Source organism: Pseudoduganella rivuli, from assembly GCF_009674485.1.
Taxonomy (GTDB): Bacteria; Pseudomonadota; Gammaproteobacteria; order Burkholderiales; family Burkholderiaceae_D; genus Rugamonas; species Rugamonas rivuli_B.
Genome location: NZ_WKJJ01000012.1, coordinates 217,586 through 242,384, shown reverse-complemented (window position 1 = coordinate 242,384; position 24,799 = coordinate 217,586). Strand labels below are relative to the sequence as shown.

General features: G+C 63.6%; 22 protein-coding genes and 1 tRNA gene. 17 read left to right on the top strand and 6 right to left on the bottom strand.

Going from position 1 to position 24,799, the window contains the following annotated elements; translation table 11 throughout:
- Positions 1-236 precede the first annotated feature (236 nt).
- Positions 237-401, top strand: coding sequence for a hypothetical protein (locus tag GJ700_RS35025; RefSeq protein ID WP_195763959.1), 165 nt, complete (start codon positions 237-239; stop codon positions 399-401).
- Between the two features lie 42 nt (positions 402-443).
- On the opposite strand, the gene GJ700_RS20095 is transcribed toward GJ700_RS35025, so the two are convergent.
- Positions 444-1,202, bottom strand: a complete 759-nt coding sequence (locus GJ700_RS20095) for a transporter substrate-binding domain-containing protein (RefSeq protein WP_154377152.1) — start codon at positions 1,200-1,202, stop codon at positions 444-446.
- A gap of 127 nt (positions 1,203-1,329) precedes the next feature.
- Between GJ700_RS20095 and GJ700_RS20090 the strand changes: the two genes are divergently transcribed.
- The 5 genes from GJ700_RS20090 (at position 1,330) to GJ700_RS20070 (ending at position 7,689) form a co-directional block, all read left to right on the top strand.
- Positions 1,330-1,419: transfer RNA gene (locus GJ700_RS20090), tRNA-Ser, on the top strand.
- 384 nt (positions 1,420-1,803) lie between these two features.
- The gene (locus tag GJ700_RS20085) at positions 1,804-3,648 is read left to right on the top strand and encodes a TOL_0244 family TonB-dependent receptor (protein WP_195763958.1); all 1,845 of its coding nucleotides are present in this window, start codon (positions 1,804-1,806) and stop codon (positions 3,646-3,648) included.
- Positions 3,636-4,298, top strand: coding sequence for a TOL_0243 family YfiR-like periplasmic protein (locus tag GJ700_RS20080; RefSeq protein WP_154377148.1), 663 nt, complete (start codon positions 3,636-3,638; stop codon positions 4,296-4,298). The genes GJ700_RS20085 and GJ700_RS20080 overlap by 13 nt, the downstream gene beginning before the upstream one ends.
- On the top strand, positions 4,298-6,202 hold the full coding sequence (locus tag GJ700_RS20075) for a sensor histidine kinase, YfiR-like protein-associated (RefSeq protein WP_154377146.1): 1,905 nt from the start codon (positions 4,298-4,300) through the stop codon (positions 6,200-6,202). The genes GJ700_RS20080 and GJ700_RS20075 overlap by 1 nt, the downstream gene beginning before the upstream one ends.
- The gene (locus GJ700_RS20070) at positions 6,199-7,689 is read left to right on the top strand and encodes a glycoside hydrolase family 30 protein (protein ID WP_195763957.1); all 1,491 of its coding nucleotides are present in this window, start codon (positions 6,199-6,201) and stop codon (positions 7,687-7,689) included. Before GJ700_RS20075 ends, GJ700_RS20070 begins: the two co-directional genes overlap by 4 nt.
- Positions 7,690-7,757: 68 nt before the next feature.
- Here the strand turns inward: GJ700_RS20070 and GJ700_RS20065 are convergent, their stop codons facing one another.
- Positions 7,758-8,606 (bottom strand): HpcH/HpaI aldolase/citrate lyase family protein, encoded by an 849-nt coding sequence (locus tag GJ700_RS20065; protein WP_154377142.1) that lies wholly within the window; start codon positions 8,604-8,606, stop codon positions 7,758-7,760.
- Between the two features lie 304 nt (positions 8,607-8,910).
- Positions 8,911-9,087, bottom strand: coding sequence for a hypothetical protein (locus GJ700_RS20060; protein ID WP_154377140.1), 177 nt, complete (start codon positions 9,085-9,087; stop codon positions 8,911-8,913).
- 195 nt (positions 9,088-9,282) lie between these two features.
- Between GJ700_RS20060 and GJ700_RS35905 the strand changes: the two genes are divergently transcribed.
- The 3 genes from GJ700_RS35905 to GJ700_RS20050 all read left to right on the top strand — a co-directional run bounded on the left by GJ700_RS35905 (position 9,283) and on the right by GJ700_RS20050 (position 10,391).
- Complete coding sequence (locus tag GJ700_RS35905; RefSeq protein WP_260117379.1) at positions 9,283-9,405, top strand: hypothetical protein; 123 nt, start codon at positions 9,283-9,285, stop codon at positions 9,403-9,405.
- A gap of 77 nt (positions 9,406-9,482) precedes the next feature.
- Positions 9,483-9,848, top strand: a complete 366-nt coding sequence (locus GJ700_RS20055; RefSeq protein ID WP_154377138.1) for a hypothetical protein — start codon at positions 9,483-9,485, stop codon at positions 9,846-9,848.
- 69 nt (positions 9,849-9,917) lie between these two features.
- Positions 9,918-10,391: an acyl-CoA thioesterase gene (locus tag GJ700_RS20050; protein ID WP_154377136.1), complete on the top strand. Its 474-nt coding sequence runs from the start codon at positions 9,918-9,920 to the stop codon at positions 10,389-10,391.
- On the opposite strand, the gene GJ700_RS20045 is transcribed toward GJ700_RS20050, so the two are convergent.
- From GJ700_RS20045 to GJ700_RS20035, 3 genes are all read right to left on the bottom strand, one after another.
- Positions 10,388-10,576, bottom strand: a complete 189-nt coding sequence (locus tag GJ700_RS20045) for a hypothetical protein (RefSeq protein WP_154377134.1) — start codon at positions 10,574-10,576, stop codon at positions 10,388-10,390. The two genes, GJ700_RS20050 and GJ700_RS20045, sit on opposite strands and share 4 nt — an antisense overlap.
- Before the next feature lie 35 nt (positions 10,577-10,611).
- On the bottom strand, positions 10,612-13,494 hold the full coding sequence (locus GJ700_RS20040) for a bifunctional diguanylate cyclase/phosphodiesterase (protein WP_154377132.1): 2,883 nt from the start codon (positions 13,492-13,494) through the stop codon (positions 10,612-10,614).
- A 116-nt stretch (positions 13,495-13,610) separates the two neighbouring features.
- Entirely contained in the window at positions 13,611-14,402 is a 792-nt protein-coding gene (locus tag GJ700_RS20035; RefSeq protein WP_154377131.1) for a spermine/spermidine synthase domain-containing protein, read from the bottom strand.
- Positions 14,403-14,563: 161 nt separating this feature from the next.
- On the opposite strand from GJ700_RS20035, the gene GJ700_RS20030 reads away from it, so the two are divergent.
- The 8 genes from GJ700_RS20030 (at position 14,564) to GJ700_RS19995 (ending at position 24,788) form a co-directional block, all read left to right on the top strand.
- Entirely contained in the window at positions 14,564-14,839 is a 276-nt protein-coding gene (locus GJ700_RS20030) for a hypothetical protein (RefSeq protein WP_154377129.1), read from the top strand.
- Positions 14,840-14,881: 42 nt separating this feature from the next.
- Entirely contained in the window at positions 14,882-16,072 is a 1,191-nt protein-coding gene (locus GJ700_RS20025) for a GGDEF domain-containing protein (protein ID WP_154377127.1), read from the top strand.
- Between the two features lie 72 nt (positions 16,073-16,144).
- Complete coding sequence (locus GJ700_RS20020) at positions 16,145-17,605, top strand: Ppx/GppA phosphatase family protein (protein ID WP_154377223.1); 1,461 nt, start codon at positions 16,145-16,147, stop codon at positions 17,603-17,605.
- Between the two features lie 93 nt (positions 17,606-17,698).
- On the top strand, positions 17,699-18,490 hold the full coding sequence (locus tag GJ700_RS20015) for a substrate-binding periplasmic protein (protein ID WP_154377124.1): 792 nt from the start codon (positions 17,699-17,701) through the stop codon (positions 18,488-18,490).
- Positions 18,490-21,954: a hybrid sensor histidine kinase/response regulator gene (locus tag GJ700_RS20010; RefSeq protein ID WP_154377122.1), complete on the top strand. Its 3,465-nt coding sequence runs from the start codon at positions 18,490-18,492 to the stop codon at positions 21,952-21,954. The genes GJ700_RS20015 and GJ700_RS20010 overlap by 1 nt, the downstream gene beginning before the upstream one ends.
- Before the next feature lie 2 nt (positions 21,955-21,956).
- A complete protein-coding gene (locus GJ700_RS20005) occupies positions 21,957-23,075 on the top strand; it encodes a response regulator (protein ID WP_195763962.1) in 1,119 nt (372 codons plus the stop codon).
- 61 nt (positions 23,076-23,136) lie between these two features.
- Positions 23,137-23,877: a hypothetical protein gene (locus GJ700_RS20000; protein WP_154377118.1), complete on the top strand. Its 741-nt coding sequence runs from the start codon at positions 23,137-23,139 to the stop codon at positions 23,875-23,877.
- Positions 23,878-24,017: 140 nt separating this feature from the next.
- Entirely contained in the window at positions 24,018-24,788 is a 771-nt protein-coding gene (locus tag GJ700_RS19995) for a GNAT family N-acetyltransferase (RefSeq protein ID WP_154377116.1), read from the top strand.
- Positions 24,789-24,799 lie beyond the last annotated feature (11 nt).

Sequence of the window (24,799 nt, the reverse complement as noted above, 5' to 3'; positions counted from 1 at the left end):
GTCAGGCATGCTTACGTATGTGGAGGGTTTCGTCTAATTGTTCCCTTGGCAACGCCGATCCTGAACTATGCAAAAACGATATAAGTTTATGCAATTTGAGAATTGGATTGATCTGGCCATTGCCAATAATATAGGCACCAGCAGCTAGATCTTTGCAAGTAAGTTGCAAACAAGTGATCAAAACGGCTGCGCACACGTACCCCGTACCCGTACCGTTGACGATCTGGAGCAAAGAAATGACTCAGCAGACCCAGCCGACCAAAGAGCAAGTTCGGCTTTACATGGAAGCGCGGCAAAACCAGCAATGTCCGCCGCCTTCGATCCCGGAAATCCGCCGCCAGCTGGGCTGGGGCATGACGCAGATGCAGGGCGACGACGGGAGGCGGGAAGGGCGGCTGTGATCCCAGCAGTGCGGGCGCCCGTTTGCAGTCCGGGCGCCTTGGTTATTTTTTCTTTGTTGTACTGATCAACCAGGCAGGACTTTCGCCCTTCACGATCCGCAAGCCTTCCATTTCGCGCGCCAGGAAGTCTCCCAGCGCCCCCTCCGCATTGAGCATGAAATAACTGCGCCGCACGGCGGTCGACATCAGCGTGGTTCCCGTCGGCAGCGTTTTGCCGCGCAAGGCGGCGAAGTCGCGCTGTTTCAGGTAGTGCAGCGTGGATTCCGCCATGATGGTCAAGTCGATACGGCCCAGCACGAGGTTCTGGTAATTCTGTTCCGGACTGGCGTTATCGGCGCGCGAGACGATGCCTTGCCTGATCGCGGTTTCCAGCGCGCCAAACGGATAGCGGTGGCCCAGCACGCCGCCAAAGCGCAAGCCGCGCAGCGATTCCACCTGTTCCAGCTCCACGGCCTTGCCCGGCATCGCCAGCATGACCGCGTTATCGTCCATCAGCGCATGGCCCCAGCGGTAGCGGGCCGGCTCGGCAAAGAATTCCGGCGCCACCCATGGCGCCAGCACCGGGGTCGTCGTACGCTCCAGCAGCGCATCGAAGCGCAAGCGGGGCACGACCTGCAATTCGAACTGGTAGCGGCCGCCGCTGCTGGCTTCCAGTAATGCGCACAACTGCTTGCTCAATCCTTCGCCATTGGCTTCGACGAACGGGGGGAAGTCGTAATACGTGAGCACCAGCACTTTCTCCGCCGCCGCGGCAGTCCCGGCCAGTATCCACAACACGATGCATCGCAGCCATGCCCTCATATCGTCTCTCCGAGAATCGCTCTTCAGGCTGATTGTAGATTAGTTATGCCGTTTAGAAATAAATTGCTTTTGACCCTAGTAATTTGAAATGACGGTGGCTATAATGCTGGCTCGCTAACGCGAACACGGAGAGGTGGCAGAGTGGTCGATTGTACCTGACTCGAAATCAGGCGAAGGTGCGAGCCTTCCGAGGGTTCGAATCCCTCCCTCTCCGCCAAACGAATAAAAAGAGCTCCCATCGGGAGCTTTTTTTATTTGTGGACGGAGCGGGAGGGATTCGAAGACGAGCGCCTGCCAGCGCGAGGCTCTTCGAATCGCCCATCTGCTGTTTTGCGCCACGCGCAAAACAGCGCCGCGCGCCGAGGGCGCGCGCCCTGTCCCTGACTCTACGCATTAAAAAAAACCACACAGTCACCACGCAAGTCACTGATTTAAAACATTCCCTCCGCCCTAACTAATTTCCCCCAATCAAATTTCAATCGTACCAACCATAATATCCTTATAATTCTTTCCACAGCACCCCAACCCCGTGCAAAGGCCGCCCATGACAATTCGAAAGCAAAGCGCCCTTATATTAGCCGCGTTGCTAAGTGCATCAGCCGTGCAGGCTGTCGAACCCGACTCCGACCTGGCCGACCTGTCCATCGAACAGCTCAGCAACATCGTCATCACGTCGGTGTCGCGCCAGGAAGAAAAACTGGGCAATGCCGCCGCCTCGATTTATATCATCAGTTCCGGCGACATCCGGCGCAGCGGCGTGCGGACTTTGCCGGAAGCGTTACGGCTGGCGCCCAACCTGATGGTGGCGCGGCAGGATGCGCGGAATTATGCGGTGAGCGCGCGCGGCTTCAGTAGTGTATTTGCCAACAAGCTGCTGGTGCTGATCGACGGGCGCAGTATTTATTCCCCCTTGTTTTCCGGCGCGTTCTGGGATGTGCAGGACGTGGTCATGGAAGACATCGAGCGCATCGAAGTCATCAGCGGTCCCGGCGCATCGATCTGGGGCGTCAACGCAGTCAATGGCGTGATCAATATCATTACCAAGTCGGCCAGGGATAGCCAGGGGCTGCTGGCCAGCGTGGTCAGCGGCTCCAAGGAAAAAGACGGCACCGCGCGCTATGGCGCCGCGCTGCAGAATGGCGGCAATTACCGGTTGTATGCGCGTTACTGGCACATGGAAGATGTCGATACCACGCCGACTGCCAATCCGACCGGCATGCAGCGCCGCCAGGCCGGCTTCCGCGCCGACTTGCCGGCGTTCGATGGTGCGCTGATGGTGTCAGGGGATGTTTATGAGGGCGAACTGCACCAGCTAAACACGCGCGACATCAAGGTTTCCGGCGGCAACGCCATTGCACGCTACACGCGCAAGCTGGACAACGATTCCGACCTGCGCCTGCAACTGGTGCTGGACCACGTCGAACGCAACCAGCCGAACAATTTCATTGAACGCCTCGATACGGTGGAAATCGAAGCGCAGCATGGCGTGCGCATCGGCGCGCACAACATTGCGTGGGGCGGCGGTTACCGCCAGAGCAAGGACCATATCACGCCGATCGGCTTCACGTTCGCGCCGGAAAACTTCGACATGCACTGGGGGAACCTGTTCGCCCAGGATGAAATCACGTTGACGCCCGACCTGCGGTTCACTGCGGGCGCCAAAATCGAGCATAACCATTACACGGGGGCGGAATACCTGCCCAGCCTGCGCCTGGCCTGGAATCCCGGGCCGAACCAGCTGGTATGGGGTAGCCTGGCGCGCACGGTGCGGGCGCCATCCCGCATCGACAAGGATTTCCTCGCGCCGCTAAAACCGATCATCCTGGCCGGCAAGCCGTATCGCCTGATCAACGGCGGGCCCGATTTTGATTCGGAAGTGGCCAACGTGGCGGAAGTGGGGTACCGGGCGCAGCATAGCGAGCGGGTCAGTTATTCCGCCACGCTGTTTTATGCTGATTATGACAAGTTGCGCACGCAGGAGCCGGTGCCCGGGTTCGGCTTCGAATTCAGGAACATGGGCAAAGCCACGGCGCGCGGCCTGGAACTGTGGGGCCGCTGGCAAGTGACGCCGAACTGGCGCCTCAGCGGCGGCCTGGTGCGGCAAATGATCAATATCGGCGTCAAGCCCGGCAGCCGTGACGGCGGCGCCGCGACGGCGCTGGGCACCAACGATCCCCGCCTGCACGGTGTGCTGCGGTCGTCGTTCGATATCGGCGACTGGCAGCAACTCGACTTTACACTGCGTTACAACGGCCGGTTGCCCAATCCTTCGATCCCGGCGTACTATGACGTGGATATGCAATGGCTGTGGAAACTGCGTCCGACGATGGATGTCGCGCTGATCGGCCAGAACCTGCTGCATCGTAGCCGCCCCGAATTTGGCGGACCGAACGGACGCAGCTTCTATGAGCGCACTGCGCTGGTGAAGGTGACATGGCGATATTGAGCGCTTCCCTGAGTTCCGCAGGACCGAACCCGCTGCTGCGGGCGCCTGTGTTGCTGCCCGGTCCGGTCCGCGCGGCGGAGCGCACCGCCCCCGGCGGTATAGGGCGTTCGCTGCTGACGATGGCGGCGCTGTTGTGTGCGACCTTGATGGTGGCGCTGTCCTGCCTGGCCGTTGGTGCGGATGCACCTGCAGCCAATGGCGTCGAACGGGGCGTGAAGGCGGCCTTCCTGTATAAATTCCTCGGTTACGTCGAATATCCGCAAGAAACCGGCCCGCTGGTGGTGGGCGTGCTGGGCGCGGACGATATCGGCGCGGAACTGGCGCGCATTACCACGGGCCGCAATGTGGGCGGCCGCCCGATCACGGTGCGGACATTGCGCGAAGGCGACGGCCTGACGGGCCTGCACATGCTGTTTATCGGCGCCGACGCGGCGCGCAGCACCGCCATGCTGCGCGCCGCGCAGCAGCAGGGCGTGCTGACCGTGACGGAATCGGATAATGGTTTGCAGCAGGGCAGCGTGATCAATTTCCGCCTGGTCGAAGACCGGGTGCGTTTCGAAGTCTCGCTGCCGGCCGCGGAAAAAAATGGCTTGAAACTGAGTTCGCGGCTGTTGTCCGTCGCCTATCACGTCCTTAAGGGCAGTCAGTGATGTGGGCGCGGCTGCGCCCCGCGACGGTGCGGGGCAAGCTGGTGACGATGGCGCTGGCGACCACCTTTGTTGCGTTAATGACGGCAGCCTGCGGCATGCTGTTGTATGACCTCGATTCCTATCAGCAGTACTGGGTCGACGACATGACGACGCAGGCGGAAATCATTGCCGTGGTCAGCACCCCGGCCCTCAGCTTCAACGACCCCAGCGCGGCACGGCAAAACCTTGGCATGCTGCGGGTACGGCCGCACATCCTGGCCGGCGCCGTCTACGATGCCCGTGGCGCCATGTTTGCCGCTTATGCCCAATCATCGCAGGACACGCCCGTGTTTCCCACGCGGCCGGGACGGGCCGGCCATGCCATCACTGGCGGCCACCTGGTGGTGTATCACCCTGTCATAGAAAATGGCGAAGCGATCGGCACGGTCTACCTGATTGCCCGCTACGGGCTGGTCGAACGCGTCCGCACCTATGCCGCCATCATGGGCGGTGTCATGCTGCTCAGCCTGTTGCTGGCGGCGCTGGTGGCGAATCGCTTGCAGCAAGGCATTACGCAGCCGTTGGCGGCCGTCACCGGCGTGGCGCGCGAAGTGATGGAAAAGCGCGACTTCAGCCTGCGGGTGCGGTCATCGAATGCCAGCGGCGAAATCGCCACGCTGGAATATGCGTTCAACGACATGCTGGCGGAAGTGGGGCGGCGTGCCCAGGCTTTGCAAAATACCAACCGTACGCTGCAATACGAAATGACGGTACGCCAGGATGCGGAGCGGGCCTTGTTACAGGCAGACCGGCGCAAGGATGAATTCCTGGCAACCCTGGCGCATGAATTGCGCAATCCGCTGGCGCCGATCCGCACCGGCCTCGATATCCTGCGCATGGCGGGCAATGACAAGCCCGCCTGCGACCGCGCGCGCGGCATCATGGAGCGGCAGTTGCGGCAAATGGTGCGGCTGGTCGACGACTTGCTCGATGTATCGCGTATCAATACCGGTAAGCTGACCATCAAGCGCGAACCGGTGGCGCTGCAATCGGTGGTGAGCGATGCGCTGGAACTGGTGCGGCCTTTCGTCGAAGCGCAGGAGCACCGGCTGCAGGTGGAATTGCCGCAGCACCCCGTCTACCTGCTGGGTGACGCGACGCGGCTGGCGCAAGTGCTGTCGAACCTGCTGAATAATGCCGCCAAATATACGAACCGTGGCGGCGAACTGGCGCTGCGCGCGGTGATGGAACATGGCCAGCTGGTGATCCGGGTCAGCGATAACGGCATCGGCGTGGCGCCGCACATGCTGGGTGAAATCTTTGAAATGTTCGTGCAAGCCGATACGTCGCTCGAACGCAGCACGGCGGGCCTGGGTGTGGGCCTGTCGCTGGCGCGCCGGCTGGTGGAGCTGCACGGCGGCACGGTGACGGCGCAAAGCCCTGGCATCGGCCAGGGCAGCACCATGACGGTCACGCTGCCCGTGATGGCGGCGCCGGACGAAGCGCAGGACGCGTTGCAGCCTGCCGGGCCTGAAGCGCGGCGCTTGCGCGTGCTGCTGGCCGATGACAACGTCGACTTCGTCGACAGCATTGCCGTGCTGTTGCGGGGCGCGGGCCATACGGTGCGGGTCTGCCACGACGGCGCGCAGGCACTGGCCGCCGCCGACGCGTTCGCACCGGACTACGCCTTCCTCGACATCGGTTTGCCGCGCGTGAATGGCTATGACCTGGCGCGGGCGCTGCGCAAGCTGCCCAGCCTGCACCAGACCGTGCTGGTGGCGGTGACGGGATGGGGGCAGCAAAAAGACCGCTTGCTGGCGCAGGAAGCGGGTTTTACAGCGCACCTGGTGAAGCCTGTGGCGGTAGAGCAGATCCTCGCGATCATGGCTGGCGGCCGCGAAGGTATGTTGCCGCGGTCCTCATGAAACGGCTGGCCCGCGTTGCGGCTGCTCTGGCAGGATCGCTGCTGCTGGCGATACCGGCGGCGGCCGATAGTGGCATGCCGCACGGGACGGAGGCAGGCAAGGGCAACGTCCGCACGGGATACGCCGGTATCTGGCTGACAACGGCGGACCGCTCGTCGATGCTGGCGCGCCAGCCCGATGTTGCGCTGGGCATGCCCGCGCGTGCATTGACCCCCTGGTCGCCCGGCGTGGAAACGGCGGGCCCGCTTCCCGCCGGGCCCCATCGCATCGAGATCGACACCGCGCATCCGCGCCAGCCCATCATTGGTTTCGGCGCCACATTGAGCGCGGCATCGGCGTGGCTGCTGCAACAGCGGCTCGATGCGGCCGGGCGCACTGCGCTGCTCGACGACCTGTTCAACCGCAAAGGCAGCGGCCTGGGGCTGGGCTTCATGCGCCTTTACCTGGGCGCGTCGGAATTTGCGCGCAGCCGGTACAGCTACGGCGACGTGGCCGATGGCGGCGACGATCCGGGCCTGACGCTGGTGAGCCTTGCCGCTGAGCGCGACACGGTGATCCCGCTGGCCCTGGACGCGATGGCGCGCAATCCCGCGCTGGAATGGGTCGGCTCGCCCGCCAGTGCGCCGGCATGGATGAAGACCGGAGGCAACCTGGTGCAGGGCGCGCTGAAGCCGGAAGCGTATGGCGCCTATGCGCGCTACTTGCGGCGCATCGTCGACCTGTACCTGGAAGAGGGCATTCCGCTCCATGCGCTGACGATGCAAAACGATCCGCAAGCGCCGCCTGCCGATGCGCCCGGCATGCTGCTGGACGCGAAGGCGCGCGCGGAGCTGGCCGGCAAGTACCTGGGGCCGCTGCTGCAGGAAAGCGGGCCGCGCCTGCTGGAATGGGATGGCGACGGCGATGGCGGCGCTGCCGCGGTGGCGGGAATACGCAGCGTGTTGACCGACAAGGTGGCCGCGCCCTTCCTGGCGGGCGTGGCCTGGCATTGCCAGGTGGCGTCGCCCGCCGAGCCGCCCGCCGCCGAGGCGTACATCACGGAATGCACGGGCGGCAACTGGGCGCCGGACTGGGGCGACAACCTGCTGCACTTCGCGCGCGTGCTGGCGGGCGGCGTGCGCCTCGGCGCGCGCGGTATCGCGCTGGGCAACGTGGCGCTGGACGAAGAGGGTGGGCCGCGCACGGGAGGTTGCCGTGGCTGCCGTGGCGTGGTGACAGTCACGGCCAATGGCGTGGTGCGCAATCCGGAATACTATGCGCTGGCGCATGCGAGCCGGTGGGTGTTGCCGGGGGCGCGCATGCTGCCGGCGGGGACTGCGCGGGACGGGGTGGAGCAGGCGGCGTTCATGAACCCGGATGGGACTGTGGTGGCGCTGGTGGTGAATGGGGCGCCTGCGCCGCGCGCGGTGGTTGTGCAGGATGCGCGTCGCGGCTTTACTTATACGCTACCGGCGCGCAGCGTCGTCACGGTCGTCTGGGGGCCGTAGAGTCGCCTGGGACTCACCCATGTCGGCTTCGTAGAAGCCGACCTACGGAGTTGGCGTCGCGTCAGGGATTACTGGTATCGCCTGGCATCTGAACTGATTTGCCGCGCCAGCAAGATCATAGCCTTGTCCAGCACCTGGCCGTCGAGCATCGGCGCGTGCGTATCGGCTGCCGCAGCCAGTACCCGGCGCGCCCAGGCGGTTTCTTCCGCCGATGGCGCGAACGCGCGGGCGACAGGATCAACCTGTTCCGCGTGCAGGCACAGTTTGCCGCCAAAACCCAGCCGATAGGCATGGCGCGCCGCCTCGGCAGCCGTGCCGCCGCCACCGGTTTCCAGCGTGCCGCCATCGACAGGGCGGTGCAGGCCCGCGAGCCGCGACGCCAGCACGATTTGCGAGCGGAAATACAGCAAGGCGTCGCCATCGCCCATGATCCGCAAGTCGACGCAAAAGTCCGCCGCGCCAAACATCAGCCGCTGCACGCGGGGTGCGGCGGCGATTTCCGCCAGCCGCGAAAAGCCCAGCGCGGTTTCAATCATGGGAAACAGCGGCGCCGTCGATGACGCGCTGGCGACGTCATTGACCCGTTCGGTCTTGGGCAGCACGATGCCGGCAATGCCGGGGCGGTGGCACAGCACGAGGTCGTCGCCAAAGCAGCCGGAATTGACGCAATTGACGCGCACCAGCACGGGCACGTGGGGGGCGCGTCCTTCAGGACTGTCGAGCCAGTTGGCCAGCGCGTCGCGCGCCGCGCCTTTGGCGGCGGGCGCGACGGCGTCTTCCAGGTCGATCACGACAGCGTCCGCACCAGACGCGCACGCCTGGGCAAATTGCGCGGGGCGGTCGCCGGGGACCATCAGGAAGGTGTGGGCCAGGGCCAGCCTGGCGTCGGGTGGTGTGGCTTGAACAGCAGTACTCATTGCAACGCTCCTTACCGGTTGAATGGGACGGATGGGTCTTGTTTGAAAATAGTGGCGATTCGGCAAGGGTGCGCCATGGCGGGCTTCAAGCGGATAGTCTGGCGGCAGCGATGGTCAGCAGGAGAGTGACATGGTCGGAAAATATGCGCACATAACGCCGGACCCGGAAACACCGCCGCCCGAGCCGGAAAAGGATCCGCCGCCGGATAACAATCCGGTACCGGAAAGCCCACCCATCGAAGAGCCCGAACCAAAACCGCCGCCAATGAAGGCGTGACGCAAGCGTGACGAATACGCGGGCGCTTCAGCCCGGCCGCGGCGCCGGCTGTGCCGGCGCCTTGTCGCCGCCAGTGGCGGGCGGCTGTGGTATTTGCTTGATTTGTTCGTCGGTTTCCCGCTCGGCCGGCGTCTTGCCGCCACTGCCGATATCCGGTTCATCCATCAGGTGGCCACCGTTTTGTTCCTGCGTGTCGTGCGCCATACGAACCTCCTGTCAGGTAGGAGCGCCCAGCCTAGCAGGCGTGCGCATCACGCGGCGCGCCGTACCGCATGGCACCGTTGCTCCACAGCTACAGCTGCCACATGAATAGGCATTATTACGTTCGCTGTCATGAGGCCGTCACCGAAGTATTCATATAATGGACCAACGGTTTTAGTTTCTTCGATGGAGGCGAACATGGGCAATTCACTGCACAATAAAATCTATCTCGGCCGCCGCCTGAGCATCAAGCATGTCCAGCTGGCGCTGTTGTTCACGCTGATGGTTGGCGCGACGCTGGCCTGGTACATCGCCCAGTAAGCGGTCCTTCATTCCTTGCCTCCGCAAGCGGGGGCGCGTACCATGGTGGCCGAATGGCAACTCATGGAACAAAGGTAATGAAGAAAGAAAAACTCACCGCGGATGAATATGACGCGCTGGAAGAGGTGCGCCGCGGTATCAAGGGCGACCGCCCGAGCGCCTGCGTGGGCCGCAACACCAAGAAGCTGGCCGGCATCAAGCTGATCAGCGTGGCCCGCAATGGCCGCATCACGCTGACGGAATCGGGCCAGCAGGCGCTGTTCCTGCGCCGCTGCATCCTCGGCTTGCGCGCGGTCGCGGCCGGGGGCGATGTCGCGCTGGACGCCGACGTCGCCGCTTTCCTTGGCAAGAAATCCCATATCGTGTCGCGCGAAGGCGGCGGCTACGACATCACCGACAAGGGCCGCGAATCGCTGGCCGACATCGAAGCGCAGGGGTTCTGACACCACGCGCCGGGAGCGCGGCCCCGGATGCCGCGCCATCGCAGCATTCAATCTACCGAGGACATTGATATGGAAGCGCCACACTGGTCGGCCCACGAGCTGACGATGACGGTCTTGATGACGCCGGACATGGCCAATTTTTCCGGCAACGTGCACGGCGGCGCCATCTTGAAATTGCTGGACGGCGTGGCCTATGCGTGCGCCAGCCGGTATTCCGGCACCTATGTCGTGACGTTGTCGGTCGACCAGGTGATGTTCCTGCAGCCGATCCACGTGGGCGAACTGGTGACGTTCCTCGCGTCGATCAATTACACGGGCAAGACGTCGATGGAAGTGGGCATCCGCGTGGTGACGGAAAATATCACGCAGCGCCTGGTGCGCCATGCCAACAGCTGCTATTTCACGATGGTGGCCGTGGACAAGGACCGCAAGCCGGTCGCGATTCCCGAGCTGGTGCCGCAGACGGAAGAGCAAAAGGCCCGCTGGGAGCAGGCCAAGCTGCGCAAGGCGGCCAAGCTGGCGCTGGCGCCCAAGCGCAATTAATTACGGCGGCGGTGCGGATAGACCAGCGTGCGCACGGCAATGTCCGGTGGCACCTTCATCGCGGACAGGAATTCCGCCGCCTGCCGCAAGCCGATGGCCGGCATCGCGGCAATGGCTTGATCGACCACTTCGCGGGTCCACATGTCGGTTCGGATGTGCTTCGGGCGGTCGGCTGATTTTTCCATGTTGCTCGGGTCTCCTGTAGTGGCGGCGCGAAAAATCAGGTACCGGTTCCGGCCTCCACCCACGCCAGCGGCGCCAGTTCTGCCCATCCCAGGTGCTTATTTTCACGCAGCATTTGTTCGAATTGCAGCGGAGCGACCGGGCGGCTGAAGTAATAGCCCTGGATCTGATCGCAATCGTGCCGGCGCAAATACTCCAGCTGCTCCCGCGATTCTACCCCTTCCGCCACGACGCGCAATTTCAAATTGTGCGCCAGCGCGATGATCGATACGACGATGGCCTCATCGTCTTCGTCGGTGGCGATATCGTTGACGAAGGAACGGTCGATTTTCAGCACGTCGATCGGGAAGCTGCGCAGGTACGACAGGCTGGAATAGCCGGTGCCGAAATCGTCGATCGACAAGGTGACGCCCAGCGCTTTCAAGTCGTGCAGCAGGCTGACCGCCTGCGTCACGTCGTTCATGAACACGGATTCCGTCAGTTCCAGTTCCAGGCAGGCCGGCGGCAAGCCGGTTTCTTCCAATACCTGCGCCACTTGCGTAACCAGTTCCGGCTGCATGAACTGGCGCGCCGACAGGTTGACGGCCATGCGCAGCGGCGGCTGGCCGTGCGCGGCGCGCCAGTCGTTCCACTTCTTGCCCTGGGCGCAGGCCGATTGCAACGCCCAAAGGCCGATCGGCACGATCAGGCCCGTTTCCTCTGCCAGTCCGATGAAGCGGTCCGGCGCCACCACGCCCATTTCCGGATGCTGCCAGCGCAGCAGCGCTTCCACGCCGGTGACGGCGCCGTCGCCGAGGTCGACCTGCGGCTGGTAGTGCAGCATGAATTCGCTGCGCTCGAGCGCCTTGCGCAGCGCGTTTTCAATGCGCAGGCGCTCCAGCGCTTCTTCATTCATGCACGGCAGGTAAAAGCGGAAGCCGTTGCGGCCCTGTTTTTTCGCCGCATACATGGCGATGTCCGCATGTTCGATCAGGTGCTGCGCTTCATCGCCGACGCTGCCGTCATAGGCCGCCACGCCGATACTGCACGTGACAAGGAATTCTTTCCCCTCCAGCATGATCGGTTGCGCCACCGCGGTCATCACGCGCTGCACCACGTCCGGCGTCAGCGGCGCATCGTTCGATTCACTGAGGATGGCGACAAATTCGTCGCCCGACAGGCGCGCCACCGTATCGCTTTCGCGCACGCTGCCCGACAGGCGCTGCGCCACCGTCTTCAGCAGGATATCGCCGGCCTTGTGGCCCAGGCTGTCGTTGACGAACTTGAAGCGGTCCAGGTCGATCAACAGCACCCACATGTGGTGGCCGCTGCGGTTGGCGTACGCGATGGCTTGCGCCAGGCGGTCTTGCAGCAGCATGCGGTTCGGCAGGCCGGTCAGCGCATCGTGGTGGGCGATGTGGCGGATGCGCTGTTCCGACAGCTTGCGTTCCGTGATTTCCGCACCCGTGCCCCGGTAACCCTTGAATTCGCCCTTGGCGTCATACACCGGTTCGCCGCTGGTGCTGTACCAGCGCAGCACGCCGTCATCGCCCTCGATCGCGTATTCGAAGTGCGAGAACGGCAGGCGCGCTTCCAGCCGCGCCATATGGTCGCGGCCCCAGCGGGATGCCTGCATGTCGGGCGTGGCGTCCCAGCGCGTCTTGCCGATGAAACGTTCCGGGCGGATGTGGCCCTTGTCGAAAAAACCGCCCGTGATGCTGGTGAAGCGCAGGTTGGCGTCCTGTTCCCAGTACCAGTCCGACGACAGCGCCAGCAGGCGGCGGAAGCGCTGTTCGCTGTCGAGCAGCGCCCGCTCCGTGCGTTTGCGGGCCAACACGTCGGCATTCAGGCGTTCATTGGAGTGGCGCAGTTCGGCCGTGCGGGCATCGACCAGCATTTGCACGCGGCGCGAACGCAGCACCAGCGATTGCACGAAGGCCGCCATCAGCAGCGACGACAGGATGCCGCCCGCCAGTGTGGAAATCGACCCCAGGTGGTCGGCCAGGAACGGACGGGGCAGGGCGCTGATGCGCACTTCCCACTGTTTGCCCAGCACCGTGAAGTACTTGCGGTAATCGCTGCGCTGCTGCCACGACAGCCAGCGCACCGGGGTGGTATCGGCGGGGATATCCACCTCGCCATGGCTGAACACGAGGTCGTCGGCTACCCGCACTTGCAGCAGCGCGTCATAATCGTCCAGCAAGCCGTCGGCTTCGAGGATTTTGCGCACCAGCGTGGTGGCGCGGATCACAAGGGCGGTGTCGCCCTGCCATGCGGCCTGGCGCTGGCCAAAGTCGGCCACCGGCATGCCGGGCTTATAGACCGGCATCAGCATGATCAAGCCGCGTTCCTGGCCGACCCCTTGCGCCAGCGGCAGCAGCCCGGTCGATGCGGGTTTTCCCGTGCGCAGGATGTCTTCCATCACCTGGCGGATTTCCGGCCGGTAGCCGGCGTCGAGCCCGAAGGCGCGCTCATTGCCGGCCATCGGCTCCAGGTAGTCGACCACGCTGTAGCGTTCCTTGCGCGGCGCCGGGACGGGCTGGCCATTGGCGATTTCCGTGATGACATAGCCGGGATATTCGCGCTGCATCTGCGCTTCGAATCCGGGGCGGGCCGCATCGTCCAGCAAGCGGTGGTAATTGAAGGCCTGGATGAACGGATAGCGCTGCAGCAGTGGCGCGGTGAAGGTCTGGAACTGGCTGCGCGACACGGGGGCGCTGGCCACGAATAACTGGTTGGTCACGGCCAGTACTTCGACCGCGTCGTTCAAGCCGCTCTGGATCGCCGCCGTGCGCTGGTCCGCGTGCTGCTCGAACGCCAGTTGCATCTTGCTGTATTCCAGCGCGCCGACCGCGCCAAACAGGGCCGCCGTGATACTGAGGCCGGCGCCGAGGGTGTAAGCCGCCGCTGCGGTCAGCTTGAATTGGCGGCGATTGATCATTGCTATCCTGTACACGTGTCAAAATGGCGGGGGTAGGGCCACCATTAGTGTGTCATAAAACACAGGAAAAGTGTTGGCGTTCGGAAAAATTTAATGCCACAAGACAACAATAATGATTATTTCGCAAGCCGTATTGTATGGCTTCGCCATTGGGTCCGCAGCACGATCCAGTGCGCCAGCAGCCGGTGCGCCATGCTCCATGCCAGTCCCCGTCCCTTGAAGCGGCGCAGGCGCGCCAGCATTTGCGACGCCGGCGTCGGCGGCCCCCCTTCGGCGGCTTTCACGGCGAACAGGATGCGGTTGTTGCCGGCGATGCCATGCAATGAGCAGACGTGGCGCTGGAAGCACTGCTGGAGGCGGGCCAGCGCGGACGGGTATTGCGGATCATAACTGAAGATGTTGGCCACCAGCACGCCGCCGTGGCGCAACGCGCGCCGGCAATCGCGGTAAAAGCGCTCGCTGCACAGTGCTTCGGGCAAGCCGTCGCGGTCGAAGCCGTCCACCAGCAGCACGTCCGCGCAGCGGGCCATGGTGGCGATGTAAGCGGCGCCATCGGCATGGACGATGCGGAAGCGGTCGCTGTCGGGCGGAATCGCGAACTGGTCGCGCAGGGCAATGACGTCGGCGCGCAATTCCACCACCGTCATGCGGCTGTGCGGCAGGTAGCGGTGGCAAAACCTGGCCAGCGAGCCGCCGCCCAGCCCGATCATGACGATATGGGCGGGGCGGGGCTGGAACAGCACGAAGCACAGCATGGCCCGCACGTAGTCGAGCGTGATGCGGTGCGGCGCATCGAGGTGCATTTCACTCTGGATTTCACCGGGGATGAATTCCAGGGTGCGCACCCGTCCCCGTGTGCGGACCAGCGGGGCGGCGGGGGAGGAGGGTTGGTCGGCGTCGGCGGGCATACGTTGAAAGTAAAAGGCTGGCTTGTTGGCAACTATGAAGTTCTGTTAAGCTGCCGCAGACTCTGGAGGCGGGTGCAGGGATACGCACCTTTCGTTTACATGCACAATATTTATCGGTACATTGCCAACATAGGCAGCGGCCACAGTGGAGAGAGTAGACCATGTTTTTAGACCATCCGACAATTACCGCCACGAACAGCTTCACGGAACCGGACCGCATCGAGCGCCTGGGCCGCGTGTATGGCTACGTGGCGGCGCTGGCCGACCTGGCCGGCGCGTCCAGCTTCATTGAAAAGGTCTCGCAGATCCACGACCACAAGGGCACCCTGATCGTCTTCTGGCATGACACCCCGACCGAGGTTGAAAAGGAATTTTTCACCAAGGCCTGGGCCAGCAAAATCGGCGACGGCAGCACCAACGTCGAACACGAGATCTGATACACCGGCGCCGCACGTGATGCGGCGCCCCGGTAGGTATACATGGATATAAAAACCCTGGTATTGGCGCTTGCGCTGGGCAACCTGAGCCTGTGCGCGGCGCTGTTTTTCTTTGAATACGAGAGCAAGAAGTCGCTCAGCCTGTCCGCGTGGGCGGTCGCCAAGCAGGCGCAGGCCGGCGCCTGGTTCCTGTTGTATTTCCGCGGCGTGCTGCCGGATATGCTGACCGGCCCGCTGGCGAACCTGCTGCTGTTTACCGGCATGGCGCTCGATGCGGGCGCGCTGTGGGAAGCGGCGGGGCGTTCCGGCTGGCGCAAATTGCTGCTGCCGTCGCTGGCCGCGGCTTCCTTTATTTACCTGGCTTGCCACGTGCTGGACGTCCATGGCGGCGTGCGGGCGGCGGCCGGTTTCCTGATCGTCGCCGGGTTCTTCCTGGCCGGCGTGGCCGCGCTGGCGCAAGTGTGGCGCCATGGCTCGATGCTGCGGCGCTACCTGGTGGTGACGATGGCGGCCCTGTCGCTGGTGGTGGCGGGGCGGGGCGTGCTGGCGGCGGTCCTGCCGGAAGGCTGGTCGTGGGTGTCAACCGCCGTGCTGCAAGGCGTGGGCTTCGGCGCGCTGTACCTGATGATGCTGACCAATGCGTTCGGCTACCTGTTGCTGTCGCGGGAAAAATTGCAGGGCGAACTGGCGCGCCTGGAAGTCATGGATCTGCTGACGGACGTGCCGAACCGGCGCGGCTTTTACCAGGCGCTGGCGCCATGGATGGCGCTGGCGCGCCGTCCGGGTCAGGGCACGGCGCTGATCCTGCTGAGCATGGACCAGTTCAAGCGGGTCAACGACAGTTACGGCCATGCGACGGGCGACATGGTGCTGAAAGCGCTGGCCGATGTGTGCAAAAAACAACTGCGCGACAGCGACCAGATGGGCCGGCTGGGCGGGGCGGAATTCGCGCTGCTGCTGCCGCGCACGGAGCAGCCGGGCGCCGTCATGGTGGCGGAACGCATCCGCGCCGCCATCGAAGCGATGCAGCTGCGGGCCGACAAGGCCATCATCAACGTCACGGTCAGCATGGGCGTGACCGTGATCCGCGCCGACGACAGCACGGTCACGCTGTTCAAGCGCGCTGACGGCGCGCTGCAGACGGCCATGCTGGCCGGCAGCAACCGCGTGGCGGAAGCGCCCGACGCGACCTTTGCGGAAATCGACCACGGAGATGTCATTATCTCGTCATAAAGGCCGCGTAACTTACCGGGTTTCCGTATAATCATATAAACGATATAAATGGAACCCATCGAAGAGGAAGGCATGTACGCAGCAGTTGACCTGGGCTCCAACAGTTTCCGTCTCGCCATCGGCAAGCATGACGGCGACGCCATCCGCGTGCTGAAAACCGCGCGCGAGCCGATCCGCCTGGCAGCCGGCCTGGATGCCGCCGGCAACCTGACCGACAGCGCCCAGCAAGCCGCCTTGTCCTGCCTGGCCAATTTCCGCACCGTGCTGGCCGGCTATGAACTGGAAGCGCTGCGCGTGGTGGCCACGTCCACCCTGCGGCTGGCAAAAAATTCCGCCGCCTTCCTGCCCGCCGCCGAACAGGCGCTGGGATACCCGATTGAAATCATTTCCGGCGAAGAGGAAGGCCGCCTGATCTACATGGGCGTGTGCAACGCACTGAATTTGCCGGGCGAACGGCGCCTGGTGATCGACATCGGCGGCGGCTCCACGGAACTGATCCTGGGCCGCGGCGCCGATATCGAGCGGGTCGAATCGTTTTCCATCGGCAGTGTCAAGCAAAGCCTGTCGTTCTTTATCGGCGGCCGGGTCGACGGCCCGTCGTTCGACGCCGCCATCCTGTCGGCGCGCAGCCATTTCGAAGACGGTTCGCCGCCATACCACCCGCAATACTGGACGCGCTGCTACGGCTCGTCCGGCACCATCCGCGCCATCGCGGAAATCATCGACAAGAACAAGCTGGGCGACGGCAAGGGTGTGACGGCCGCGTCGCTGGAAGCGCTGAAGCGCCGCTTCATCGAACTGGGACACACGTCGAAAATCGACATGGCGGGGCTGCGCCCGGACCGCGCCGGCACCATCATCGGCGGCTTGGCGGTGTTGATCGCGCTGTTCCATGAACTGGGCATCGACACCCTGCAGCCGATCGAGGCGGGGCTGCGCGTGGGCGTGATGTGGGACCTGTACCTGCGCTCGACCAAGCGCGACCGCCGCGACCAGTCGGTGCGCGCCTTCCTGCAGAAATTCCACGTGGATGAAACCCGCGCCGGCCGCGTGGCCGAATATGCGGGCGCGCTGTTTGCGCAAATGAAGCCGTCGACCGACGCCTACCAGCGCCTGCTGGTGTGGAGCGCGCTGCTGCATGAAGTGGGCATGGTGGTGTCGCAGACCGGGTACCACAAGCATGCCAGCTACATGGTGGAAAACGCCGATTTGCCGGGATTCACTACGCGCGAACAGAAAACCATGGCGCGCCTGATCCTGGCGCAAAAGGGTAACTTGCGCAAGATTTCCGACAGCCTGACGGATGGCGATTTTGCCAAAGCCGTGGTGGCGCTGCGCCTGGCCATCCTGTTCATGCATTCGCGCATCGACTTGGACTTCAAGGAATTGAAGTTGCGCATGAAAAACCGTATCGAACTGGAAATCAAGCGCGTGTGGGTGGCGGATCACCCGACGGTTTCTTACTGGATGGAAAAAGAGCAGGAACAGTGGGACGACGTCGGCGTGGATTTCAGCATCAAGGGCACGGCATAAGCGTCACAATCCGTTAAAAAAATTTCCACTGTCAAACAATTTCTTGCAAATTTGATTACAATAGGAAACTTGTAAGACATCGGGGAAAAACTCATGAACCGCAATCGCGCCACTCTGCGTGCAGCTGCCGCATCGCTGGCGCTGGCGGCGTGGGCGTTTTCCAGTACGGCCACCGCGCAGGAAACCGTGACCCTGTGCTTCGAGCGCCAGGACGTCAAGCCATGGCGCACCCAGCAGGGCGGCGGCCTGAATTTCGAGTTGCTCAAAATGGTGGCGCAGCGCCTCAATATCCAGTTCGAATTCCAGAGCGTGCCGTGGAAACGCTGCCTGCAGCAAGTGCAGGCGAACGCCTATGACGGCGCCTTTGCCGTCAGTTACAAGGCGGACCGGCGCGAGCTGGGCGTGTTCCCGGGCGGCGGCGCCATCGATAACAGCAAGCGCATGCACATCGACAGCTACATGCTGCTCAGGCGCAAGGGCAGCAAAGTCGAATGGGATGGCAAAACCCTGCGCAACGTGGAAGGCCCGGTGGGCTTCCAGCTGGGGTATTCGGTCGGCGAAGTGCTGAAAAAGCTCGACGTGGAAACCGACGAAGGCAGCCAGCGCGCCGACGAACTGGCGCGCAAGCTGATCGCGGGCCGGCTGGGCGCCGCCGCGCTGGGCGGTTCCGACGCCAACAACGTGATGCACAGCGCGGTGGGCGCGCAGCTGGAAATGCTGCCCGTGCCGCTGATTGAAAAACCGTATTTCCTGATCCTGTCGCACGGCATGGTGGCGCGGCGGCCGGAGCTGGCGCAGCGTATCTGGGCCGCGATGGAACAGGCGCGCAACAGCCCGGCCTACAAGAAGCTGGAACGCGCCGCCCAGGACGAGGCGGGGCGCTGATGGCCGCGCCGCGCCGGGGATTGCTGCAGGCATGGCGCGAAGACATCCTGCTGCGGCTGGCCGTCGGCATTTTTGTCGCGGTGGCGCTGTCCACCGCCGTTTATACCACCTATGCGGCGCGCACGCTGCGGGCGGAAGCGGAACAGCAATTGAAGGAGCGGGCCGAGCGCCTGGCCAACGTGCTGTCGCAGGCGCTGGCGCGGCCCCTGTTCGACATCAATACCGCGGCCGTGTCCAGCGCGGTGGACGCCATGCAAGCGTCGGGCGAAGTCATGATGCTGCGCGTGAAATCGCCGACCGGCGAAGAACTGGCCAGCTATGCGGTGGAAAACATCGATCCGGCCGCCTCCGTGCGGGTGCAACGGGAAATCCGCTACCAGGATGGCCGCAGGACCTATCCGGTCGGTGTGCTGGAACTGGCGTTTTCCCGCCACGACGTGGATGTGCAGTTGCGGCGCCAGATCAGCCACACGGTGGTGGCGAACCTGCTGCTGGCGCTGGCCATCGTGGTGTCGATTTTCCTGGTGGGACGCAAGGTGATCCGTCCCTTTGCCGATATCCAGCAAGCGCTGGAAAAGCTGACATGGGGCGAAGTCGATATCGAACTGTCCGGCAAAGGGCGCTCCGACCAGGTGGGCAAACTGTCCGACGCCGTCTACAGCTTCCGCGACACCTTGACCCGGCTGCGCCAGGTGGAATTCGAATTGCGCGAACTGAACAGCGACCTGGAACGCAAGATCGGCGAACGTACGGCGGAAGTCACGCAATCGGCGCAGGTGGCGCGCGACAGCCAGAAAAAACTGCAAGCCATCGTCGATACGGCGCTCGACGCCGTGGTGCGGATGGATATACATGGCCGCATCGTGGGCTGGAACAGCCAGGCCGAAACCATCTTTGGCTGGACCCGCGAAGAAGCGCTGGGGTTGCCGCTGGAGTCGACCATCATCCCGCCGCGCTACCGGATGGACCACCGCAAGGGCATGCAGCGCTACATCAGCACGGGCAAGGGCGCGGTGCTGGACCGCCGCGTGGAATTGCACGCGCTGCACAAGGATGGCCGCGAATTCCCGATCGACCTGGCCATCACCCGCATCCGCCTCGACGAGCAGGAAGCCTACGAATTCTGCGGCTTTATCCGCGACATTTCCGAGCGGCGCGAACGGGAACAGAAACTGGTGCATGCCAACGTGATGGCGGAAGCGGCCAACATCGCCAAGTCCGAATTCCTGGCCAACATGAGCCATGAAATCCGCACGCCGATGAGCGCCATCATCGGCATGGCTTACCTGGCGCTGCGCACGGGCCTGTCGCCCAAGCAGCACGATTACGTCAGCAAGATCCACCGCGCGGCGCTGTCGCTGCTGGGCATCATCAACGACATCCTCGATTTTTCCAAGATCGAAGCGGGCCGGCTCGACGTGGAGCAGGTGCCGTTCTTCCTCGATGACGTGCTGGCCAATGTCGCCAGCGTCACCAGCCAGCGCGCCGCCGACAAGCAGCTGGAATACCTGTTCCACGTGCCGCCCGTGATTCCGCGCCACCTGGTGGGCGATCCGCTGCGGCTGGGGCAGGTGTTGATCAACCTGGTGAACAATGCCGTGAAATTCACGGCGCACGGCGAACTGGAACTGGCGTGCACCCGTTTGCCGGACCGCAATCCGGGCAAGGTCATGCTGCGTTTTTCCGTGCGCGATACCGGCATCGGCATGACGGAAGACCAGGTGGCGCGCCTGTTCCGCGCATTTTCACAGGCGAATGGCTCGACGTCGCGCCAGTATGGCGGCACCGGGCTGGGACTGTCGATTTCGCAGCGGCTGGTGCAATTGATGGGCGGCCTGATCCGCGTGGACAGCGCGCCGGAGCAGGGTTCGACCTTCCAGTTCGACCTGGAGTTTGCCCTGTCGGGGTTGCCGGACCATGCGCCCGTGATGCCGGAAGCGCTCAATGGCGCCCGCCTGCTGCTGGTCGACGACAGCCAGATGGCGCTCGACATCCTGACCGAATCGTTGCAGCCGCTTCCTGTGCGTGTCGATACGGCGGTGAGCGGCGCCCAGGCGCTGGCCGCCATCACGCAGGCCGATGCGGCGGGCGACCCGTACCGCATCGTGCTGACGGATTGGCAAATGCCCGGCATGGATGGCATTGCGCTGGCCAGGAAGGTGCGTGAAGATGGCGCGCTCACGGCGCATCCCGCGATGGTGCTGGTGACGGCGTTCGGCCGCGAAGAAGTGCAGCGGGGCGCGGAAACCGCCGGCATTACCGGTTTCCTGTTCAAGCCGATCGGCCAGTCGGCGCTGGTCGATACGCTGGTGGCGCTGGTTGCGCCGCAGCGCGCCAATACGGGTAGCGCGCGCGTCCAGGATGAAGCGATGCCGGGCCAGCGTTTTGCCGCCCGCGTGCTGCTGGTGGAAGACAATTCCGTCAATCAGGAAATCGCGGCGGAATTGATGGCGACGCTGGGCATTTGCGTGGACGTGGCGGAAAACGGCAAGGCCGCGCTGGAACGGTTGCACCAGGCGGGACCGGATGCCTACAGCCTGGTGCTGATGGACCTGGAAATGCCGGAAATGGATGGCCACGAAGCCACACGCCAGTTGCGCCTGGACAGCGATTTCGACGAACTGCCGGTGGTGGCCATGACGGCGCACGTGTTACCGGATATCCGCGAACGGTGCCTGGCCGAAGGCATGCAAGATTATATTTCCAAGCCGATCGAACCGGAACGGCTGTATACGGTGCTGACGCGCTGGCTGGTGCACGCCAAGCTGCCGCAGCAGGGGCGTGAGATGCCCCCTACGGCCGTTCTGCTGAACAGTCCCAATAGTCCCGGCAGCTCCAACAGTGCCTGTGGCGACGCCGTCCTGCACATCGATGGCATCGACAGTGAACGGGGCTTGCGCCACGTGGCCGGCAATGCGGAACTGTACGTGCAATTGCTGGACCGCTTCCGCCTGGCGCAGCGCCACGCGGCGGAGGATATCGATGCGGCGCTGGCGCAGGGTGACCTGGCGCTGGCCAGCCGCAGCGCGCATACGTTGCGGGGCGTGGCCGGCGGCGTGGGCGCCACGGCGGTGGAACAGGCAGCGCAAGTGGTCGAACTGGCGTTGCAGCGCATGGCGGCGCCGACGCCGTCCGCGTCGCTGTTTGCGCCGCTGGCCGCACTGGGCGGTGCGCTGGCTGCCGTGGTGGCGGCGCTGGATCGCCATTTCGACCGGGCGCCGCCGCCACCCGTCGACTGCCACGAAACGGATGTGCCGCCGGCCGAAGCGCTGGCGCAATTGCGCTCGCTGCTGGCCGAATATTCCGGCGACAGCACCGATTACTTCGACAGCGTGCGTGCGCAACTGGCCACACTGCTGGCGGCCGCCGATATCGAGCGGCTGGCCGCCCACATGAACAATTATGAATTCGAAGCGGCCAGCCGGATGCTGGCCGCGGCAAGCAAGGAGGCAGAGCCATCATGATTATGCGAACCAACAGCCACGGCCCCCGCCAAACGGTGTTGATCGTCGACGACACACCGGACAACATCACCTTGTTGTCCAGTTTGCTCAAGGAAAAATACAATACCAAGGTCGCCACCAATGGCGCCACGGCGCTGCAAATCGTGGCAGGCGGCGGCGTCGACCTGGTGTTGCTGGACGTAATGATGCCGGACCTGGACGGCTATGAAACGTGCCGCCGGCTGAAACAGGATCCGCTGACGGCGGAAGTGCCGGTGATTTTCCTGACCGCAAAAAGCCAGCCGGAAGATGAAGCCATGGGGCTGCGCGTGGGCGCCGTCGACTACCTGACGAAACCCATCAGCCCGCCGATTCTGTTTGCCCGCGTGGCCACGCATTTGTCGCTGAAAAACGCGCGCACGCAATTGAAGACGGAGAACCGCAACCTGGAATCGCTGGTGCAGGAGCGCACCGGGCAATTGTCGCTGATGCAGGACGCCACCATCATGGCGATGGCGACCATGGCGGAAACGCGCGACTGCGAAACCGGCAACCATATCCGCCGCACGCAAAACTATGTCGCGGCGCTGGCCAAGCGGCTGCAGGCGCATCCCCGCTTTGCCGCCGAGCTGACGGACGAGAACATCAAGCTGCTGTACAAATCCGCGCCGCTGCACGATATCGGCAAGGTCGGCATTCCCGACCACATCTTGCTGAAACCCGGCAAGCTCGATACGGATGAATTCGAAATCATGAAGCGGCACGCGGAATTCGGCCGCGACACGATCCGCCAGGTCGAGCAATACGTGGGCGGCAGCAATGGCTTCCTGACGTACGCCCGCGAAATCGCCCATTCGCACCAGGAAAAATGGGATGGCTCCGGCTATCCGGACAAGCTGGCCGGCGAAGCGATTCCCCTGTCCGCGCGCCTGATGGCGGTGGCTGACGTGTATGACGCATTGATTTCCAAACGCGTCTACAAGCCGCCGTTTTCCCATGCCGACGCGGTGGCTGTCATGAAAGAAGGGCGGGGCAAGCATTTCGATCCGGACATCCTCGATGCGTTCCTGGAAATCGAAGCGGAGTTCGCGCAAATCGCCGCCGACTATGCGGATAATGGAAAGGAATGCGGGCCTGAATGAGTTTACTGCTGAGGAATAGTATATACTGTTTATATTATTCAAAACTTTTTCGGAGTCCGGCATGACCAAACCAGTAACCAGCGACGCCACCGCCCCGGTATCGGAGGCCACTTCCACCGCCGAAGCCGTGAAAGCGCCTGCCGCTGCCGCGGCGGAAGCCCCGGCAAAAGCCGCCAAGCCGGCCTCGCGCGCGTCCGGCAAGACCGCGAAGGCGGTAACCAAGGCCGAACCTGCCAAGGCGGCCAAGGCCGTGAAAGCGGCAAAACCCGTCAAGGCTGCCGAAGCCAGGCCCGTGAAGGCCGCGCCTGCCGCCAAAGCGGCTGCGGCCAAGCCGGCCGCCAAGGCTGCACCTAAGGCCGCACCGAAGGTCGCACCTAAGGCCGCAACTAAAGCCGCAACTAAAGCCGCATCCAAGGCCGAACCGAAGACCGAATCGAAGGCCGCACCGAAAGCCGCCGCCAAAGCTGCGCCTAAAGCCGCTGCCAAGGCGGCGCCGAAGGCTGACGCCAAAGCCGCCAAGCCTGTCAAGGCGGCAAAACCCGCGAAGACGGCCAAGCCGGCCGACGCGCCAGCCAAAGCATCGAAGGAAAAACTGGTGCGCGACAGCTTCACGATGCCGGAAGACGAATACGCCATCCTGGGCGCCGTGAAGAAGTCGGCGCTGAAGGCCGGCTTTGAAATCAAGAAAAGCGAACTGCTGCGCGTCGGTGTTTCGCTGATCAGCAAGCTCGACATGGCTGCGCTGAAAGCCGTGCTGGCCTCGCTGCCGCAACTGAAAACGGGCCGTCCGAAGAAGGGTTGATGGTGCGCTGGCCGTTGCCGCCGGACATGGCGGCGGCGGCCCGTAAAATGTTGTCGTGTAATAAAAATGACATTTATTTGTCATTTTCCTGAAGCAATCGGCCGCTACGCTTGCCTTGTCTCAACCAACAAGGAACAAGCATGCAACAGCAACCGCAACTGTTACACGCACAGGCCGACCTGCGCGCCACCCCGGGCAAACTGGTGCTCAGCATGGCCAGCACGCCGGAAGAATTGCGTGAAGTGCAGCGCCTGCGCTACAAGGTGTTCATTGAGACGATGGGCCTGTCCGCACTGGCGCGCGCCGACCGCCTCGATTGCGACGAATTCGACGAACATTGCGATCACCTGATCGTCCGTGATGCCAACTCCCTGGAAGTGGTGGGTACCTATCGCCTGCTGAGCGCAGCGCGCGCCCACAAGTTGGGCCGCATGTATTCGGAAGGCGAATTCGACCTGTCGCGTCTGAACGTGATCCGCTCGCGCATCGTGGAAGCTGGCCGCGCCTGCATCCACCCGGATTACCGTGGCGGCAGCGTCATCATGCTGCTGTGGTCCGGCCTGGCGGAATACATGCGCCGCGAACGCTGCGATTTCCTGGCCGGCTGCGCCAGCATCAGTCTGGCCGATGGCGGCCACAATGCCGTGGCGGTCTACCGCCAACTGATCCAGCGCCACCTGGCGCCCAGCGAATACCGCGTCACGCCGCACCTGCCATTCCCGTACACCAAACTGGACCCCGCGCAAAACGTGCAAGTACCCGCGCTGCTGAAAGGTTATATGCGTTCGGGCGCGTGGATTTGCGGCGAACCGGCCTGGGATCCTGATTTCGAAAGCGCCGACCTGTTCCTGCTGATGCCGCTGGCGAACCTGGATGCGCGCTACGCCAGGCATTACGGCGTGGCCGCGTAAAGTACGGGAGG